Here is a 15,941-nt window from a genome sequence, read left to right as displayed (position 1 = left end):
GGGGCTGCTTCGCAGTCCAGCGGGAGCAAGCTCCCTCGCCACAGGTCAGTAAAACATCGTTCGCGATTCTTCCAGATCCGCGCACAATTGCTTGTTCTCCGGATCGATCCCAAGCTTCCTGAATGCCGGCACGCTGAGCGGGTCAATCCGCGCAATCGGATGATCGCTGTCCTTGTGGCAATACAGGCTCGCCACCTGCACCAGATCGACGTAATCGAGGTGTGCCGAGTCGCGTTTGAAATCCAGATACAGCCCCGGCAACGCCACCAGTTGCTCGGGAAATTCCCAGACCCGCAACAGCTTGTCGCCCAGCAACGGGTGAATATGGTCGATCACATGGTTGAGGCTGACCGGGTCCGACAGCAGTTCGTAGTGATCTTCGGCGTAGGTCAGGATCGGCAGCACGCCGATCTGATGCACCAGTCCACCCAGCGCCGCCTGATCAGGTTTGAGTTGGGTGTGACGGCGGCACAGGGCGTAGCTGACGCCGGCGATTTCCAGACTCTTGCGCCAGACTTCGCGCATCTTCTGTTCGACCACCTCGGAGCGGGCGTGGAAAATCTGTTCCATCACCAGCCCGATCGCCAGGTTGCTGCTGTAGTTCACCCCCAGCCGGGTGATCGCGGTGTGCAGGTCGGTGACTTCCTGGGTCGCGCGCAGCAACGGGCTGTTGACCACTTTGATCAGGCGCGCCGACAGCGCCGTGTCGCGGCCAATCACTTTGCTCAGGTCGCTGACACTGATCTCCGGGTCTTCGGCGGCCTTGCGAATTTGCAGGGCCACTTCCGGTAACGTTGGCAGAACCAGGTCATCGTTATCGATGGCCTCAACCAAATCCTGTTGGACCTTATCCGCCAGCTCGCTCATGTAGTTTCTCTAGGGTGTTGCAACAAAAGCTGCGATCAGCGCTGGATTTCGCGGTCGCGATCCAGTTCGTAGGGCAGGTCGAGCAAATGCAGGGCTGGCCCTTCGAGGGCGCCCAGGTGCAGATCACCCGCTTCGGCAGCTTCGGCCTGCAACACCGCCAGCAGTTCAATCTTTTCTGCGGCGCGGGCCGCAATCACCACTTCGCCGATGGCGCTGTTGTGGCTCGGGGCGAACAGCGGGGTGCCCGGCTCCGGCAGTTCGCTCGCGTCCAGTTGCACGCGATAGAGGCGACGCTTGAGCTTGCCCAGGTACTGCATGCGCGCGACGATTTCCTGGCCGGTGTAGCAACCTTTCTTGAAACTCACGCCACCGACGGCCTGCAGGTTGAGCATCTGCGGGATGAACAGCTCGCGGGTGCTCGGCATGACCTGACCGATACCGGCGCGGATCTGCCCCAGCAACCATTGGTTCAGATCGCCTTCAGGCAGGGCGGCGGCCAGTTTGGCCTTGATGACGTCGGCTTGATCGGCCGGTACCCAGAGTTCGGCGCGATCCGGCGAGACGCGAATCGCGATCAGGCCTGCATTGCGCACTACGCTGTCGGTTTCACTTGGCAGGTTCAGCTCCAGGCTGGCCAACGCTGTGTCGCCATGCTCCAGGCCAAAACGCACCCAGGCGGCGCTTTCGTCGGTCAACTTGGATTTGGAGAACACCGCGTACTTTTTCAGGTCCGCCAGTTGCGGCTCCAGCAGTTCGCTGGCCATCGCCAGCAGCACGCCGTCACCTTCGAGCAGAATGCGGAAGCTCGACTGCATCCGGCCTTTTTGCGTGCAGCGCGCGCCCAGGCTGGCCTGGCTGTCGCTGAGGTAATTGATGTTGCAGGTCAATTGGCCTTGCAGGAATTTGCCGGCATCCACGCCGCGAACCGCGAGTACGCCTTCATGAGACAGGGTGCAGAAAAAAGCAGAATCGGCCATGGGTCATCGCAGGGTAAAAAAGTCTGGGGCACATCATAAGGGCGCGTTGTTGAAATGGGTAGTTGATAAAGGATCGGTGGTGCCCGACCAAAGCCGACTGTGCGACCCGCGCCGGGGCTGTATACTGCGCGCCTATTTGAGGAGGGCTCCATGGTCGAACAAGTTGAACTCAATCGCCTCTTCTGGCACAGCCGTCGCGGCATGCTGGAACTTGACGTGCTGCTGGTGCCGTTCGTGCAAGAGGTCTATCCGCACCTCAATCAGGTCGATCGCGACTTGTATGTGCGTCTGCTGACCTGCGAGGATCAGGACATGTTCGGCTGGTTCATGGAGCGCAGCGAATCTGAAGACCCTGAGCTGCAGCGCATGGTCCGGATGATCCTGGACCGTGTTCAGCCCAAGTAACACGTTCGAATGCCGCTGGCATGCCTCACGGCAGTTGCTGGCGGCATATCTGTTGGCCCAGTCGTTCGCTCTGGGTGTGTTGTTTCTTTTGACGATTCCACTCTGGGCCTGTCTGCTTGGGGCCTTCGCCTGTCTGCTGCACGCTGCGTGGGTGGTGCCACGGCAGATTCTGCTGAAGCATCCGCAGGCTTTTTGCGGATTGCGCCGCGACGCCGATGGCTGGCAGTTGTGGAATCAGGCGGGCGACTGGCAAGCGGTGCAGCTGCGCCCGGACAGCCTGGCGTTGCCGTTGATCGTGGTGTTGCGCTTTCGTTTGCGCGGCGAGCGGCGGGTGCGCTCGATCTGTATACCGCGGGACTCGCAGGCGGCGGATCTGCACCGTCGCCTGCGAGTGCGGCTCAAGTTCAGCCGGCGTAGGTGGGCGGCACCAGAATAGTGTCGAGCGCCTCGGGCAACAGGTTCGGATAGTCGAGGGTGTAATGCAGACCGCGACTTTCCTTGCGCTCCATGGCTGAGCAGATCATCAGTTCGGCGACTTGCGCCAGATTACGCAGCTCGATCAGGTCGCGGCTGACTTTATAGTTGCTGTAGAACTCGTCGATCTCGTCCAGCAACAGACGCACGCGGTGCTGCGCCCGTTGCAAGCGTTTATTGGTGCGCACGATGCCCACGTAGTCCCACATGAAGCGGCGCAGCTCATCCCAGTTGTGGGCGATGATCACGTCCTCATCGGAATCGGTGACCTGGCTGGCGTCCCACTCGGGCAGGGCGGTTGGCGCAGTGACGTTATCCAGTTGCGCAAGAATGTCCGCTGCCGCCGAGCGGGCATAGACGAAGCATTCGAGCAGCGAGTTGCTGGCCATGCGGTTGGCCCCGTGCAGGCCGGTGAAGCTGGTTTCGCCGATCGCGTACAGCCCCGGCACATCGGTGCGACCGTGTTGATCGACCATCACCCCACCACAGGTGTAGTGCGCCGCCGGTACGACCGGGATCGGCTGCCTGGTGATGTCGATGCCGAAGCCCAGGCAACGTTCGTAGACGGTCGGGAAGTGGCTTTTGATGAAGGCTTCAGGCTTGTGGCTGATGTCGAGGTACACGCAGTCGACGCCCAGGCGTTTCATTTCATGGTCGATGGCGCGGGCGACGATGTCGCGTGGCGCCAGTTCGGCACGTTTGTCGAAGCGAGGCATGAACCGTTCGCCGTTGGGCAGCTTCAGGTGCGCGCCTTCACCACGCAAGGCTTCTGTGATCAGGAAACTTTTGGCCTGTGGGTGGTACAGGCAAGTGGGGTGGAACTGGTTGAATTCCAGGTTCGCCACTCGGCAGCCCGAGCGCCAGGCCATGGCGATGCCGTCACCGCAGGCGCCGTCGGGGTTACTGGTATAGAGGTAGACCTTGGCGGCGCCGCCGGACGCGAGGATCACGAAGCGTGCGCCGTAGGTGTCGACTTCGCCGGTTGCGCGATTGAGCACGTAGGCGCCGAGGCAGCGCTCGCCACTCATACCCAGACGGCGTTCGGTGATCAGGTCAACGGCAACTCGCTGCTCCAGCAGTTCGATGTTGCTGCGTTCTTTGGCCTGGGCGAGGAGGGTGGTGAAAATCGCTGCGCCGGTTGCGTCCGCGGCATGGATGATGCGCCGATGGCTGTGGCCGCCTTCGCGGGTCAGGTGGAATTCGAAACCGCCGTCTTCGGTGCCGGACTGTTCGTCGCGGGTGAACGGCACCCCCTGGTCGATCAGCCACTGGATGGCTTCGCGGCTGTGCTCGACGGTGAAGCGCACCGCGTCTTCATGGCACAGACCGCCGCCGGCGTTCAGAGTGTCGTCGACGTGGGATTCGACAGTATCGGTATCGTCCAGCACGGCAGCGACGCCGCCCTGGGCCCAAAAAGTCGAGCCGTTGGCCAGATCGCCCTTGCTCAATATGGCAATGCGCAAATGACCCGGCAGGGTCAGCGCGAGACTCAAACCGGCAGCGCCGCTGCCAATCACCAGAACATCGTGTTGAAACTGTTGGCTCATTTCAGGATTCCGCTCAAAGCGACCCGGATCGGGGGTGGTGCAAGACAGCTGGATCGGCGAGTCAAGACAGCCACACAGCCCACTAGTATATAGAGGGGTGGAGCGGCACAATAGCCGGGCTCGTATGGCATTGTGAAACTACTGTGACGACAAAAGCTTGACGTTTCGTCGGACGTTTTTTTCTGTCGTTTTGGAAAAAGGCGACTGTATCGAGGATGAAACAGGCTTTTTCAGCACATGGTTGCTCGATGTCGCTTCAGCGCGGCTATAAATAATTGGAACTTTTGCCAGAGGCCCAAGATCAATAGTCAGTTGCCAGAAGCACGGGACAGTGTCGGCTTCAATGCAGAACCTGCGATTGGGTTTTTGCCGGCGAACCGATGACAAGATTATTCGCGCAGCCGGTTTATCCCGCGCTGCGTTTTTCGTGCGTGCCAAATCAGAGCCCGCAGGAAACTTGCCTGGAGGGGGAGAACTTTTGCGAAAAGCCCGAGTCTATGTTTGCAAGTCTGGTCGTTTAGTTATGCAAGCCTCCTCCATGCTTATCGAGGAGTGTTCATGCTAACCCAGGAAGAGGATCAGCAGCTGGTCGAGCGCGTTCAGCGTGGCGACAAGCGAGCTTTCGATCTGCTGGTGCTGAAATATCAGCACAAAATTCTCGGGTTGATCGTGCGTTTCGTGCACGACACCCATGAAGCCCAGGATGTGGCTCAGGAAGCCTTTATCAAGGCCTACCGAGCACTAGGAAACTTTCGCGGAGACAGCGCGTTCTATACGTGGCTTTACCGCATTGCCATCAACACGGCAAAGAACTATCTGGTATCACGCGGCCGCCGGCCGCCGGATAGCGATGTAAGTTCTGAAGATGCAGAGTTCTACGACGGCGATCATGGCCTCAAGGATCTCGAATCACCGGAACGCGCATTGCTGCGGGATGAGATCGAAGGCACCGTCCATCGAACCATTCAGCAACTGCCAGAGGATTTACGTACGGCTTTAACTTTACGTGAATTCGATGGTCTGAGTTACGAGGACATTGCGAGCGTCATGCAGTGTCCGGTGGGTACCGTGCGCTCCCGGATTTTCCGCGCCCGGGAGGCCATCGATAAAGCCCTGCAGCCGTTGTTGCAGGAAAACTGAGACAGCGGCGACAGCCAAGAGAGGAACGCCATGAGTCGTGAAGCCCTGCAGGAATCGCTGTCCGCAGTGATGGATAACGAAGCGGACGAACTGGAATTGCGTCGAGTGATCAATGCACTGGACGATGTTGAAACCCGTGAGACCTGGGCTCGTTATCAGATCGCTCGGGCAGCCATGCACAAGGATCTGCTGCTTCCGCGTCTGGACATTGCTGCGGCAGTTTCTGCTGCGCTGGAAGACGAAACGGCTCCAGCCAAAGTATCCCGCGGCCCTTGGCGCAACCTGGGTCGTCTGGCCGTTGCAGCTTCGGTGACCGTTGCAGTACTGGCCGGCGTGCGCCTGTATAACCAGGACGAAATCGCTGGCGTCGAGCTGGCCCAGCAGTCCAATCAGCCTTCGCTGGTTGCACCGCAGGTCAAGGGCCCGGCTGTCCTGGCTGGTTACAAGGAAAGCTCGGAAACCACTGGCCCGATGGCCAATGGCGTCCTGCAAGGTCAGCCAGGCTGGCACGATCAGCGTCTGCCAGGCTATCTGCGTCAGCATGCCCAGCAGGCTGCATTGAAAGGTACTGAAAGCGCTCTGCCTTATGCGCGTGCAGCAAGCATGGAAAACCGTTAAGGAGGATCATGCGCGCCATACCTCTACTTTCGCTTCTGCTGAGCGGCTGGTTCATTGTTCCAGCCCATGCCGACGAGGCCCAGGACTGGTTGATCCGCCTGGGTCAGGCCGAGCAGCAGCAAAGCTTCCAAGGCACTTTCGTATACGAGCGTAACGGTAGTTTTTCTACCCATAATATCTGGCATCGTGTCCAGAACGGTCAGGTCCGCGAGCGTTTGCTTCAGCTCGACGGCTCGGCTCAGGAAGTCGTACGTGTTGATGGGCATACTCAATGCGTCAGCGGCACCCTGATTGCGGGGTTGGGAGATTCTCCCAACTCGACCGCTCGTTCGCTTGATCCGCAAAAGCTGAAAAACTGGTATGAGCTTGCCGTCATTGGCAAGTCGCGCGTGGCCGGGCGTGATGCGGTTATCGTATCGCTGACGCCTCGCGACCAGCATCGCTATGGTTTCGAACTGCATCTGGATAAACAGACCGGATTGCCACTGAAGTCGTTGTTGCTCAACGACAAGGGGCAGCTACTTGAGCGTTTCCAGTTCACCAGCCTGAATACCGCTGATGTCCCGTCGGACAAAGACCTGCAGGCTGGCACCGAGTGCAAGGCCGTTACTATTGATAGTGACAAGGCTTCTGCGGTGAAGACGGCTCAGGTCTGGCATTCTGATTGGCTGCCCCCAGGCTTCGTACTGACCAGCAGCACCTCGCACAAAGATCCGCAAACCAAGACTCAGGTCAGCAGCCTGATGTATGACGACGGGCTTGCGCGTTTTTCGGTATTTCTTGAGCCGTTGAACGGTGCAACAGTGACCGACACCCGCACGCAGTTGGGGCCGACTGTCGCTGTTTCCCGCCGCCTCACTACGCCTGAGGGTGAGATGATGGTGACGGTGGTCGGCGAAATTCCAATCGGCACGGCCGAGAGGATTGCCCTTTCGATGCGCAACGATGGCGCTGCAACCAGCAAGCAGTGAGCTGATTTCAGTCATTTCCACTTCTTCTTCGAGACGTAGATGAAATGTTTGCTCAGCATTTTCATTTGCAAATCACCCGAAAGTTTTTTATAGGTCAGAGCCTCACGGCTCTGGCCTTGTCTGTCGTTCCCGGAACAAAAATGCCGGCCTGCGGTTCCCGGTGTTCCTTGCTCCATATCGCTTAACCCTGCTCGTCGTAACGGGAGCTGTATGTCGATACTTAGCTTGAAGTCTTATCTGTCCATTTTCGCCACCGTGCTGGTACTGGGTCAGGCTGTCCCCGCTGTCCAGGCAGCCGACCTGCCGGATTTCACCCAACTGGTTGAACAGGCCTCGCCTGCAGTGGTGAACATCAGTACCACGCAGAAACTGCCGGACCGCAAGGTGAACCAGCAGATGCCTGACCTGGAAGGCTTGCCGCCGATGTTGCGCGAGTTCTTCGAGCGTGGCATGCCACCTCAGCAGCGTTCGCCGCGCGGCGATCGTCAGCGTGAAGCGCAATCGCTGGGTTCGGGCTTCATCATTTCCTCGGATGGCTACATCCTGACCAATAACCATGTGATTGCCGATGCCGACGAAATCCTCGTGCGTCTGGCAGATCGCAGTGAAATGAAAGCCAAGCTGATCGGCACCGATCCACGCTCCGACGTGGCCCTGCTGAAAATCGATGGCAAGGATCTGCCGGTGCTCAAGCTCGGCAAGTCCCAGGACCTGAAGGCGGGCCAGTGGGTTGTGGCGATCGGTTCGCCGTTCGGCTTTGACCACACTGTGACCCAAGGCATTGTCAGCGCCGTCGGCCGTAGCCTGCCAAACGAAAACTACGTGCCGTTCATCCAGACCGACGTGCCGATCAACCCGGGTAACTCCGGTGGCCCGCTGTTCAACCTGAACGGTGAAGTGGTCGGGATCAACTCGCAGATCTACACCCGTTCCGGTGGTTTCATGGGCGTGTCGTTCGCCATCCCGATCGATGTGGCGATGGACGTTTCCAATCAGCTGAAAAGCGGTGGCAAGGTCAGCCGCGGCTGGCTGGGCGTGGTCATCCAGGAAGTGAACAAGGATCTGGCCGAGTCGTTCGGTCTTGATAAGCCGGCCGGTGCGCTGGTTGCACAGATTCAGGATGACGGTCCGGCAGCCAAGGGCGGCCTGCAAGTGGGCGACGTGATCCTGAGCATGAACGGTCAGCCGATCGTCATGTCCGCCGATCTGCCACACTTGGTCGGTGCGCTGAAAGCGGGCGCCAAGGCCAACCTTGAAGTGATTCGTGACGGCAAGCGCAAGAATGTCGAGCTGACCGTCGGTGCGATTCCGGACGAGGACAAAGAGCTGGCTGCATTGCCGAAATCCGGCGCGGAAAGCAGCAGTAACCGCCTCGGTGTGTCGGTGATCGAGCTGACCGCCGAGCAGAAGAAAACCTACGACCTCAAGGGTGGTGTGGTGATCAAGGATGTTCAGGATGGTCCTGCGGCACTGATCGGTCTGCAGCCGGGTGACGTGATCACTCACCTGAACAACCAGGCCATCGGCTCCACCAAGGAGTTCGCCGAGATCGCCAAGGCGCTGCCAAAGAATCGTTCGGTGTCGATGCGTGTTCTGCGTGAAGGTCGCGCGAGCTTCATCACCTTCAAACTGGCTGAATAATCCGCTAGCGGTGAAATAGAAAACCGCCTCGAAAGAGGCGGTTTTTTTATGCCTGAAACATTTGCCTCGTCGAGGAAAACTCAGCCCATCATGTCCTTGATCATGCGCTCCTGCTCCATTAGCTCGCGCTGGCGTGCATCGATCCGCGAGGACAGCGGGAAGTTGCTGCCCGCCTTGCGCTTGGCAAAGTCGAGCTGCTGGATCGCCTGACGATAATCGCCGACCAGCGCGAAGTACTCGGCGCGAGCCTGATGCAGACCAATGATGTTCCCAGAGAGACCACGGGTTTCCGCGACCTGATACCACACGTCAGGATCATTCGGACGGGATTTGAGCAGGCTGTCGAGGGCTTTCTCCGCGTCGGCGGTGCGATTCTGTTTCAGCAACAGGTCGACCCGAACCTGATTCAGTGGATAGTTGCCCGGATACTGGGTGAGCATTCGGTCAACCCGCGTTTGCGCATCCGGCAGACGGTTATTGGTAATGTCCAGGTCGATCTGCGCGAGGTTGTAGATGATCTCGTTGGGCGACCTGGCCAGCAGCTGTTTGAGGTTTTCCCGGGCTTCGTTGAGCTGGCCGCCCTTGATCTGAGCGATCGCCAGGCCGTAGCGCGCCACGTCGTTTTTCGGATTTTCATCCAGTTGTGCACGGAAGCGCTTGGCGCCCAGTCCCGGGGTTTCTTCATAGATCAGCTGAACGCGGGCGCGGATCAGTTGATAACGCATGCTGTCTTCGATGCCGCCCGCCGGTGCTTGTTCTGCGCGGTTACGGGTGTCGGCGATACGCGATTCGGTCACCGGGTGAGTCAGCAGAAATTCTGGCGGCTTGGCGTCGAAGCGATACTGGCGCATCAGGCGTTCGAACATGGTCGGCATCGAGCGCGGGTCGTATCCGGCCTTTTCCAGGTTGAGGATGCCGATACGGTCGGCTTCCTGCTCGTTCTGGCGCGAGAAGGTACGCTGCGACTGAATGGCTGCGGCCTGAGTACCGGCGATGGTCGCGATCCCGGCATCACCGCCTCCGGCGGCAGCAATCACGATGCCGGCGAGCAGCGCCGCCATCATCGGCACCTGCATCCGCTGCGAGGCTTCGACGCCGCGAGCAAAGTGACGTTGCGACAAGTGAGCCAGTTCGTGGGCCAGTACCGAGGCGTATTCGCCTTCGGTCTGTGCGTTGAGGAACAGGCCGCCGTTGACCCCGACCACCCCGCCCGGTGCCGCGAAGGCGTTGAGCTGCGGGCTGTTGATCAGAATGAATTCCAGGCGCCGATCGGTGACCTGGCTGGTTTCCACCAGCTTGTAGACGCTGGATTCGACGTAGTCTTTGAGCTGCGGATCGTTGAGCTGTGCAACCTGACTGCGCAACATCGCCAGCCAGGCGCGGCCCAGCTGATATTCCTGTTGCGGAGAGACAATGGCAGAACTGGCGTCGCCAAGTGACGGCAGATCGTCGGCAAAGCCCGGTGAGGCGAGCAGGCAAGCGAGCGTCAGCAGGGTAGGGCGCAGAAATGTCATGCACAAAGCCTTAGAAGACAAAGACCTTACTGTAGCCGGACACCGGGCTTGCGACCAGATATTCTAGGCGCCTCAACCACCTGAACCGGAGTGACGCAATGACTGACGCTGTAGCCCATGACTGTGAATTGGACGCCAGTGGCCTGAATTGCCCGTTGCCGTTGCTCAAGGCCAAGATGGAACTCAACAAGTTGCCCAGCGGCGCGGTGCTCAAGGTGATCGCCACGGATGCAGGTTCGCAGCGCGACTTCCGCACCTTTGCCCGTCTGGCCGGTCATACGCTGCTGCGCGAAGAAGACGAAGCAGGCGTCTACCGTTACTGGTTGAAAAAAGCCTGAGGCCGACAGCGTAAAAGACCTAAGGATTATTGATGTTCAAAGTGTTACGCGACTGGATTCAGCGCTACTTTTCCGACGAAGAAGCGGTGGTGCTGGCGGTGCTGCTGTTTCTCGCCTTTACCGCGGTGCTCACACTCGGTGGCATGCTCGCGCCGGTATTGGCCGGCATGGTGCTGGCGTATCTGATGCAGGGGCTGGTACTCGCACTGGAGCGCATGCGCGTGCCTGGCGCGGCGGCGGTGGGGCTGGTGTTTGCGCTGTTCATGGGCGTGTTGCTGGTGTTCATCGTGGTGGTGTTGCCGCTGCTGTGGCATCAGTTGATCACACTGTTCAACGAGCTGCCGGGGATGCTCGCCAAATGGCAGTCGCTGCTGTTGCTGCTGCCCGAGCGCTATCCGCATCTGGTCTCGGATGAGCAGGTACTGCAGGCTATCGAAGCGGCGCGTGGCGAAATCGGCAAGTTCGGCCAATGGGCGCTGACCTTTTCCCTGTCGAGTCTGCCGCTGCTGGTCAACATCATGATCTATCTGGTGCTGGTGCCGATTCTGGTGTTTTTCTTCCTCAAGGATCGGGCCATGATCGGCGAGTGGGTGCGCGGCTATCTGCCCCGTGAGCGAGCGCTGATCACCCGCGTGGCGCAGGAAATGAACCGGCAGATCGCCAACTACATTCGTGGCAAGGTCATCGAGATCGTAATCTGTGGCGGCGTGACTTACATCGCGTTCGTCGCGCTTGGCCTCAACTATGCGGCGCTGCTGGCGTTGCTGGTCGGGGTGTCGGTGGTGGTGCCGTACGTCGGCGCGGTGGTGGTGACTGTGCCGGTGTTGCTGATTGCGTTGTTCCAGTGGGGCTGGAGCGATCAGTTCATCTATCTGATGGCGGTCTACGGAATCATTCAGACCCTGGATGGCAACGTGCTGGTGCCGTTGCTGTTTTCCGAGGCGGTCAATCTGCACCCGGTGGCGATCATCTGCGCGGTGCTGCTGTTTGGCGGGCTTTGGGGATTTTGGGGTGTGTTCTTTGCGATTCCGCTGGCGACGTTGTTCAAGGCCGTGCTGGATGCCTGGCCGCGCAAGGAGCCTGTGGTGGCTCCATTGCTATAAAAGCAAAAAGATCGTCCGATCGCGGCCCGAGCCTGCGGCAGCTCCTACAATTGGAATGCGTTTCCCTGTAGGAGCTGCCGCAGACTGCGATCTTTTGATCTTTTGATCTTTTGATCTTCAGGCTTTATTCAGCGCCTGAGCCGCAGCCAGCACCGCATCCACATGCCCCGGCACTTTCACGCCGCGCCATTCCTGACGCAGTACACCGTTCCTGTCGATCAGGAACGTGCTGCGATCAACGCCCAGGTATTCCTTGCCATACAGCTTTTTCAGCTTGATCACGTCGAACAGCTGGCAGACGGCTTCGTCCTTGTCGCTGATCAGCTCGAAAGGGAATTCCTGCTTGCACTTGAAGTTCTCGTGGGATTTCAGGCTGTCGCGGGAAATGCCGAAGATTTCCGTGTTGGCAGCCTGAAACGCCGCGTACTGGTCACGAAAACCCTGGCCTTCGGTGGTGCAGCCCGGAGTGCTGTCCTTCGGATAGAAGTAGATCACCACTTGCTTGCCCTTCATAGCGGACAGGCTGACGGTCTGCCCGCTGGTGGCAGGTGCTTCGAAATCCGCAACCGGCTGGTCGATGACAACGGCCATGAAAGCTTCCTTACATTGGGTTTTGTGGGCGCCAAGGTTCGATCAGCGCATCCAGGTTCATCGCGTCGGCGAAGTCCAGGAACTGGTCGCGCAGCCAACTGATCTGGGTGCCGGCGGGCAGGGTCACGGTGAACGTGGCGTTGAGCATGGTGCCGCCGGTCTGCGGGGCCTGATAGGTATCGCAGGTCAGGTTTTCCAGCTCGACGTTGTGATCCATGAAGAACTGGCACAGTTCATTGATGATGTCCGGGCGATACGCCGAGCTGACATAAGCCACGTAGGGCAGGGCCTGCGGGCGGTTTTCCAGCGCCGCGCTGCGCACCACGTTGACGGTGAAGGCGTGGCGCTTGGCCAGGGTCGGCAGGCTGCCTTCGAGGCGGGCCAGGGCGTCCCAACTGCCGGAGATTTCCAGCACCAGGGCGCTGCACTCGCCGTGACGAGTCAGGCGGGAGGTGACGACGGCGCAGCGATTTTCATGGCTGGCGCGGCACAGGACGTTAGTCAGCTCCATGGGGTTGGCGCCAAGGGCACTGATGACAAGGAATTGTTCGCGAACTGTGGGGGTGGACATGCAGCATTCCTAAAGCGATGAGCGGTCGGTAGGTCGATGGGCGTTGGCCGTCGGGAGTTTCTGCGCGTGCCGATTCAGAAAGCCCCGGGCCACGGCTCGCAATTCGCTCCAATAATGGTGGAGCGTGCAGCAGCGACGCTGGAACGGGACCTGGGAGGCCGAAAAGGGAGGCTGGAACCCGGCGTACAAGCTGATCTGTACCGATCAAAGTCTGAAGGGTAGCGAAAACCGACGCCAAGGGGAATGGCGGCGCAGTACTTCGCTTGTGCAAGCATCTTGGCGCCAGTACCATTACCGCTCTCTTTTTCCGGCAGGAGCGTTTTCATGATTCGGGGCAGTATGGTGGCACTGGTCACACCCATGGATGCACAAGGGCGTCTTGACTGGGACAGCCTCCGAAAACTCGTGGACTTCCACCTTGAAAACGGTACCCACGCCATTGTCGCGGTCGGTACTACCGGCGAATCGGCGACCCTTGATGTAGAAGAGCACATCGCCGTCATCAAAGCCGTGGTCAAACAGGTCGCAGGCCGCATCCCGGTGATCGCCGGTACCGGCGCCAACTCGACCCGCGAAGCCGTCGAGCTGACCCGCAACGCCAAGGAAGCCGGTGCCGACGCCTGCCTGCTGGTGGTGCCGTACTACAACAAGCCGACGCAGGAAGGCCTGTACCAGCACTTCAAGCACATTGCCGAAGCGGTCGACATTCCACAGATTCTGTACAACGTTCCCGGCCGCACCTCCTGCGACATGCAGGCCGAGACCGTGATTCGCCTGTCCACCGTGCCGAACATCATCGGCATCAAGGAAGCCACTGGCGACCTGAAACGCGCCAAAGCCATCATCGACGGCGTGAGCAAGGACTTCATCGTGCTGTCCGGCGATGATCCGACTGCGGTCGAGCTGATCCTGCTGGGTGGCAAAGGCAACATCTCCGTAACGGCCAACGTCGCCCCGCGCGAAATGGCTGACCTGTGCGAGGCTGCGCTGAACGGCGACGCCGAGACCGCACGGGCGATCAACGAAAAATTGATGCCGCTGCACAAGGACCTGTTCATCGAAGCCAACCCGATTCCGGTGAAGTGGGCTTTGGTTGAAATGGGCCTGATGCACGAAGGCATCCGCCTGCCGTTGACCTGGCTGAGCGCTCCTTGTCATGAAACGCTTCGCACGGCCCTGCGCCAGTGCAGCGTCCTGGTTTAATTGAGGAAGTACAACGCATGAAGCGAATGGCCGGACTTTCCGCACTTGCCTTGATTATCTCCAGCACCAGTGGCTGCGGATGGGTCTGGGGCCCGGAAGGTTATTTCCGTGACCGTGGTAGCGATTACCTGGAAGCGCAACAGACTGCACCGATGCAACTGCCACCGAATGTCAGCACCTCCAAGCGTCTGGATCCGCTGTTGCCGATCCCGCGCAACGTGGCCGATGACACCGCCAAGGGCGAATACGTGGTGCCGCGCCCGCAACCGCTGACAGCAGTTGCCGAGGCGACCGACTACTCGCTGCAGAAGAGCGGTGACTCGCGTTGGGTCGTGGCCCAGCACCCACCAGCCGAAGTCTGGCCAGTGGCGGTGCAGTTCTTCCAGGACAACGGTTTCCGTCTGGATGAGCAGCGTCCGCAAACCGGTGAATTCACCACCACCTGGCAGCATTCCGACGAACTGTCCGCCGCTGTGGCCAAGCGCCTGAGCGCCGCCGGTGTCGGTTCCGACAGCGAAACCCGCGTGCGGGTGCGTATCGAGCCGGGCGTGCAGCGCAACACCAGTGAGATCTACGTGGTCAGCGCCGAGCGTCCTGCCGGCAGCACCGCCGACGTCGATTTCACCAACCGCTCGGTCAACACTGGTCTGGATGCAGCGCTGGTCGACGACATGCTCGCGAGCATGAGCCGGATCTCCGAGAAGGGTGGTTCGGTGTCGATGCTGGCTTCGCGTGACTTCGATACCCCGAGCCGTGTCAGCCTCAGCGAAGACGGCAGCGGCAACCCGGTACTGAACGTCGGTCCGGACCTGGATCGTGCCTGGTCGAGCGTCGGTCGTGCGCTGGAGCAAGGTCAGTGGCGCGTTGAAGACATCAACCGCAGCCTGGGCCTGTACTACATCAACCTGGCCGAAAAAGCCGAGAAGAAAGACGACAAGCCTGGTTTCTTCAGCAGCCTGTTCGGCAGTGCGCCGACCAAGGAAGAAGTTGAAGCCCGCGCCGAGCGTTATCAGGTGCGCCTGAGCAAGGTCGGCGAGAACGTTCAGGTCACCGTCGAGAAGAACATCAACACCGTCGCGCCAGCCGATGTGGCGCGCAAAGTGTTGAGCGTGATTCAGGACAACCTGGGCTGATCACATGCGCTTTGCCGTTCTCGGCAGCGGTAGCCAAGGGAACGGCACGCTGATCGCCAGCGCTGATACGTATGTGCTGGTGGATTGTGGTTTTTCCCTGCGGGAAACCGAAAAACGCCTGTTGCGTCTGGGGGTTCACCCGGCGCAACTGAGCGCGATACTCGTAACCCACGAACATGCCGACCACGTGCATGGCGTGGGTTTGCTGTCTCGGCGCTACAATCTACCGGTCTACCTCAGTCGCGGCACACTGCGCGGGATGCGCAAACCGATCGAACCCGCAGGCTTTCTGGCCGGCGGCGAGCAGCTGCAGATCGGCGCACTGAACATCGGGGTCATTGCCGTGGCCCATGATGCGCAGGAGCCGACCCAGTACGTATTCAGTGATAACGAGCAGCGGCGCTTCGGCCTGCTGACCGACCTGGGTTCCTACTGCGAGCGGGTGCTGGACAGCTATCGGGATCTCGATGCGTTGATGATCGAGTCCAACCACTGTCGCGACATGCTGGCCCGTGGTCATTACCCATACTTTCTCAAGCAACGGGTGGGCGGCGAGCTGGGACATTTGAACAACCATCAGGCGGCATTCCTGGTGGCCGAGTTGGGGTGGCAGGGCTTGCAGCATCTGGTTCTCGCCCACCTGAGCAGCAAGAACAACCTGCCGCAGCTGGCCCGGCAATGTTTCGTCGACACCCTCGGGTGCGACCCGGACTGGCTGCAACTGGCCGATCAAGATTCAGGGCTCGACTGGCGCCATATCGCCTAGCCCATCTACTGAGCTAGCGGAGCCCAGCATGGAATATCGTGAAGAACTCGAGCGCGGCTTATCCAAATCGGTTTAGAAGACC

The 15,941-nt window shown here is 59.8% G+C and carries 17 protein-coding genes; 11 read left to right on the top strand and 6 right to left on the bottom strand.

Annotated features, from left to right (window positions below):
* Positions 1–45 precede the first annotated feature (45 nt).
* Positions 46–867 carry an HDOD domain-containing protein gene (locus ACIP8I_RS05715; protein WP_123586899.1) on the bottom strand — a complete coding sequence of 274 codons (822 nt, stop codon included), beginning with the start codon at positions 865–867 and terminating at the stop codon, positions 46–48.
* Positions 868–902: 35 nt separating this feature from the next.
* Positions 903–1,844 carry a YgfZ/GcvT domain-containing protein gene (locus ACIP8I_RS05710; protein ID WP_400759394.1) on the bottom strand — a complete coding sequence of 314 codons (942 nt, stop codon included), beginning with the start codon at positions 1,842–1,844 and terminating at the stop codon, positions 903–905.
* A 150-nt stretch (positions 1,845–1,994) separates the two neighbouring features.
* On the opposite strand from ACIP8I_RS05710, the gene ACIP8I_RS05705 reads away from it, so the two are divergent.
* The gene (locus ACIP8I_RS05705) at positions 1,995–2,249 is read left to right on the top strand and encodes a succinate dehydrogenase assembly factor 2 (protein ID WP_007963266.1); all 255 of its coding nucleotides are present in this window, start codon (positions 1,995–1,997) and stop codon (positions 2,247–2,249) included.
* Positions 2,233–2,685, top strand: a complete 453-nt coding sequence (locus ACIP8I_RS05700; protein ID WP_400759392.1) for a protein YgfX — start codon at positions 2,233–2,235, stop codon at positions 2,683–2,685. Before ACIP8I_RS05705 ends, ACIP8I_RS05700 begins: the two co-directional genes overlap by 17 nt.
* Here the strand turns inward: ACIP8I_RS05700 and nadB are convergent.
* Positions 2,654–4,270: an L-aspartate oxidase gene (gene nadB, locus ACIP8I_RS05695; protein WP_400759390.1), complete on the bottom strand. Its 1,617-nt coding sequence runs from the start codon at positions 4,268–4,270 to the stop codon at positions 2,654–2,656. The two genes, ACIP8I_RS05700 and nadB, sit on opposite strands and share 32 nt — an antisense overlap.
* A 558-nt stretch (positions 4,271–4,828) precedes the next feature.
* Here nadB and rpoE point away from each other — a divergent pair.
* The 4 genes from rpoE (at position 4,829) to ACIP8I_RS05675 (ending at position 8,640) form a co-directional block, all read left to right on the top strand.
* Positions 4,829–5,410, top strand: a complete 582-nt coding sequence (rpoE, locus tag ACIP8I_RS05690; RefSeq protein ID WP_003172477.1) for an RNA polymerase sigma factor RpoE — start codon at positions 4,829–4,831, stop codon at positions 5,408–5,410.
* A 30-nt stretch (positions 5,411–5,440) separates the two neighbouring features.
* Entirely contained in the window at positions 5,441–6,028 is a 588-nt protein-coding gene (locus ACIP8I_RS05685; RefSeq protein ID WP_003222558.1) for a sigma-E factor negative regulatory protein, read from the top strand.
* Positions 6,029–6,036: 8 nt separating this feature from the next.
* Positions 6,037–6,999, top strand: coding sequence for a MucB/RseB C-terminal domain-containing protein (locus ACIP8I_RS05680; RefSeq protein WP_400759388.1), 963 nt, complete (start codon positions 6,037–6,039; stop codon positions 6,997–6,999).
* A 210-nt stretch (positions 7,000–7,209) separates the two neighbouring features.
* The gene (locus ACIP8I_RS05675) at positions 7,210–8,640 is read left to right on the top strand and encodes a DegQ family serine endoprotease (protein ID WP_007963275.1); all 1,431 of its coding nucleotides are present in this window, start codon (positions 7,210–7,212) and stop codon (positions 8,638–8,640) included.
* A gap of 80 nt (positions 8,641–8,720) precedes the next feature.
* Here the strand turns inward: ACIP8I_RS05675 and ACIP8I_RS05670 are convergent, their stop codons facing one another.
* Positions 8,721–10,154, bottom strand: coding sequence for a M48 family metalloprotease (locus tag ACIP8I_RS05670; protein ID WP_367083623.1), 1,434 nt, complete (start codon positions 10,152–10,154; stop codon positions 8,721–8,723).
* A gap of 98 nt (positions 10,155–10,252) precedes the next feature.
* Between ACIP8I_RS05670 and ACIP8I_RS05665 the strand changes: the two genes are divergently transcribed.
* Together ACIP8I_RS05665 and ACIP8I_RS05660 are read left to right on the top strand one after the other, a co-directional pair.
* The gene (locus tag ACIP8I_RS05665; RefSeq protein ID WP_007963279.1) at positions 10,253–10,492 is read left to right on the top strand and encodes a sulfurtransferase TusA family protein; all 240 of its coding nucleotides are present in this window, start codon (positions 10,253–10,255) and stop codon (positions 10,490–10,492) included.
* Positions 10,493–10,524: 32 nt separating this feature from the next.
* Positions 10,525–11,595, top strand: coding sequence for an AI-2E family transporter (locus ACIP8I_RS05660; protein WP_027614463.1), 1,071 nt, complete (start codon positions 10,525–10,527; stop codon positions 11,593–11,595).
* Positions 11,596–11,712: 117 nt separating this feature from the next.
* Here ACIP8I_RS05660 and ACIP8I_RS05655 read toward each other — a convergent pair whose 3' ends face one another.
* Positions 11,713–12,186 (bottom strand): peroxiredoxin, encoded by a 474-nt coding sequence (locus ACIP8I_RS05655; protein ID WP_400759385.1) that lies wholly within the window; start codon positions 12,184–12,186, stop codon positions 11,713–11,715.
* 10 nt (positions 12,187–12,196) lie between these two features.
* Positions 12,197–12,757: a glycine cleavage system protein R gene (locus tag ACIP8I_RS05650; protein ID WP_007963284.1), complete on the bottom strand. Its 561-nt coding sequence runs from the start codon at positions 12,755–12,757 to the stop codon at positions 12,197–12,199.
* 324 nt (positions 12,758–13,081) lie between these two features.
* On the opposite strand from ACIP8I_RS05650, the gene dapA reads away from it, so the two are divergent.
* The 3 genes from dapA to ACIP8I_RS05635 are packed head-to-tail and all read left to right on the top strand — an operon-like array spanning position 13,082 to position 15,859.
* Positions 13,082–13,960 (top strand): 4-hydroxy-tetrahydrodipicolinate synthase, encoded by an 879-nt coding sequence (dapA, locus tag ACIP8I_RS05645; RefSeq protein WP_007963285.1) that lies wholly within the window; start codon positions 13,082–13,084, stop codon positions 13,958–13,960.
* Positions 13,961–13,977: 17 nt separating this feature from the next.
* Positions 13,978–15,093, top strand: coding sequence for an outer membrane protein assembly factor BamC (gene bamC, locus ACIP8I_RS05640; RefSeq protein WP_007963286.1), 1,116 nt, complete (start codon positions 13,978–13,980; stop codon positions 15,091–15,093).
* 4 nt (positions 15,094–15,097) lie between these two features.
* A complete protein-coding gene (locus ACIP8I_RS05635) occupies positions 15,098–15,859 on the top strand; it encodes an MBL fold metallo-hydrolase (protein WP_400759380.1) in 762 nt (253 codons plus the stop codon).
* The last annotated feature ends 82 nt before the right edge of the window (positions 15,860–15,941 follow it).

The sequence above is a fragment of the Pseudomonas sp. NPDC088414 genome, assembly GCF_044753325.1.
GTDB lineage: Bacteria > Pseudomonadota > Gammaproteobacteria > Pseudomonadales > Pseudomonadaceae > Aquipseudomonas.
Note: the sequence above shows the minus strand (reverse complement) of the source record. Positions and strands in the feature narration are given on the sequence as shown.

Excerpts from the sequence above, each read along its gene's own strand:
- ACIP8I_RS05715 (WP_123586899.1), bottom strand. The coding sequence starts at position 867 with ATGAGCGAGCTGGCGGATAAGGTCCAACAGGATTTGGTTGAGGCCATC.
- ACIP8I_RS05710 (WP_400759394.1), bottom strand. The coding sequence starts at position 1,844 with ATGGCCGATTCTGCTTTTTTCTGCACCCTGTCTCATGAAGGCGTACTC.
- ACIP8I_RS05705 (WP_007963266.1), top strand. The coding sequence starts at position 1,995 with ATGGTCGAACAAGTTGAACTCAATCGCCTCTTCTGGCACAGCCGTCGC.
- nadB (WP_400759390.1), bottom strand. The coding sequence starts at position 4,270 with ATGAGCCAACAGTTTCAACACGATGTTCTGGTGATTGGCAGCGGCGCT.
- rpoE (WP_003172477.1), top strand. The coding sequence starts at position 4,829 with ATGCTAACCCAGGAAGAGGATCAGCAGCTGGTCGAGCGCGTTCAGCGT.
- ACIP8I_RS05685 (WP_003222558.1), top strand. The coding sequence starts at position 5,441 with ATGAGTCGTGAAGCCCTGCAGGAATCGCTGTCCGCAGTGATGGATAAC.
- ACIP8I_RS05680 (WP_400759388.1), top strand. The coding sequence starts at position 6,037 with ATGCGCGCCATACCTCTACTTTCGCTTCTGCTGAGCGGCTGGTTCATT.
- ACIP8I_RS05675 (WP_007963275.1), top strand. The coding sequence starts at position 7,210 with ATGTCGATACTTAGCTTGAAGTCTTATCTGTCCATTTTCGCCACCGTG.
- ACIP8I_RS05670 (WP_367083623.1), bottom strand. The coding sequence starts at position 10,154 with ATGACATTTCTGCGCCCTACCCTGCTGACGCTCGCTTGCCTGCTCGCC.
- ACIP8I_RS05665 (WP_007963279.1), top strand. The coding sequence starts at position 10,253 with ATGACTGACGCTGTAGCCCATGACTGTGAATTGGACGCCAGTGGCCTG.
- ACIP8I_RS05660 (WP_027614463.1), top strand. The coding sequence starts at position 10,525 with ATGTTCAAAGTGTTACGCGACTGGATTCAGCGCTACTTTTCCGACGAA.
- ACIP8I_RS05655 (WP_400759385.1), bottom strand. The coding sequence starts at position 12,186 with ATGGCCGTTGTCATCGACCAGCCGGTTGCGGATTTCGAAGCACCTGCC.
- ACIP8I_RS05650 (WP_007963284.1), bottom strand. The coding sequence starts at position 12,757 with ATGTCCACCCCCACAGTTCGCGAACAATTCCTTGTCATCAGTGCCCTT.
- dapA (WP_007963285.1), top strand. The coding sequence starts at position 13,082 with ATGATTCGGGGCAGTATGGTGGCACTGGTCACACCCATGGATGCACAA.
- bamC (WP_007963286.1), top strand. The coding sequence starts at position 13,978 with ATGAAGCGAATGGCCGGACTTTCCGCACTTGCCTTGATTATCTCCAGC.
- ACIP8I_RS05635 (WP_400759380.1), top strand. The coding sequence starts at position 15,098 with ATGCGCTTTGCCGTTCTCGGCAGCGGTAGCCAAGGGAACGGCACGCTG.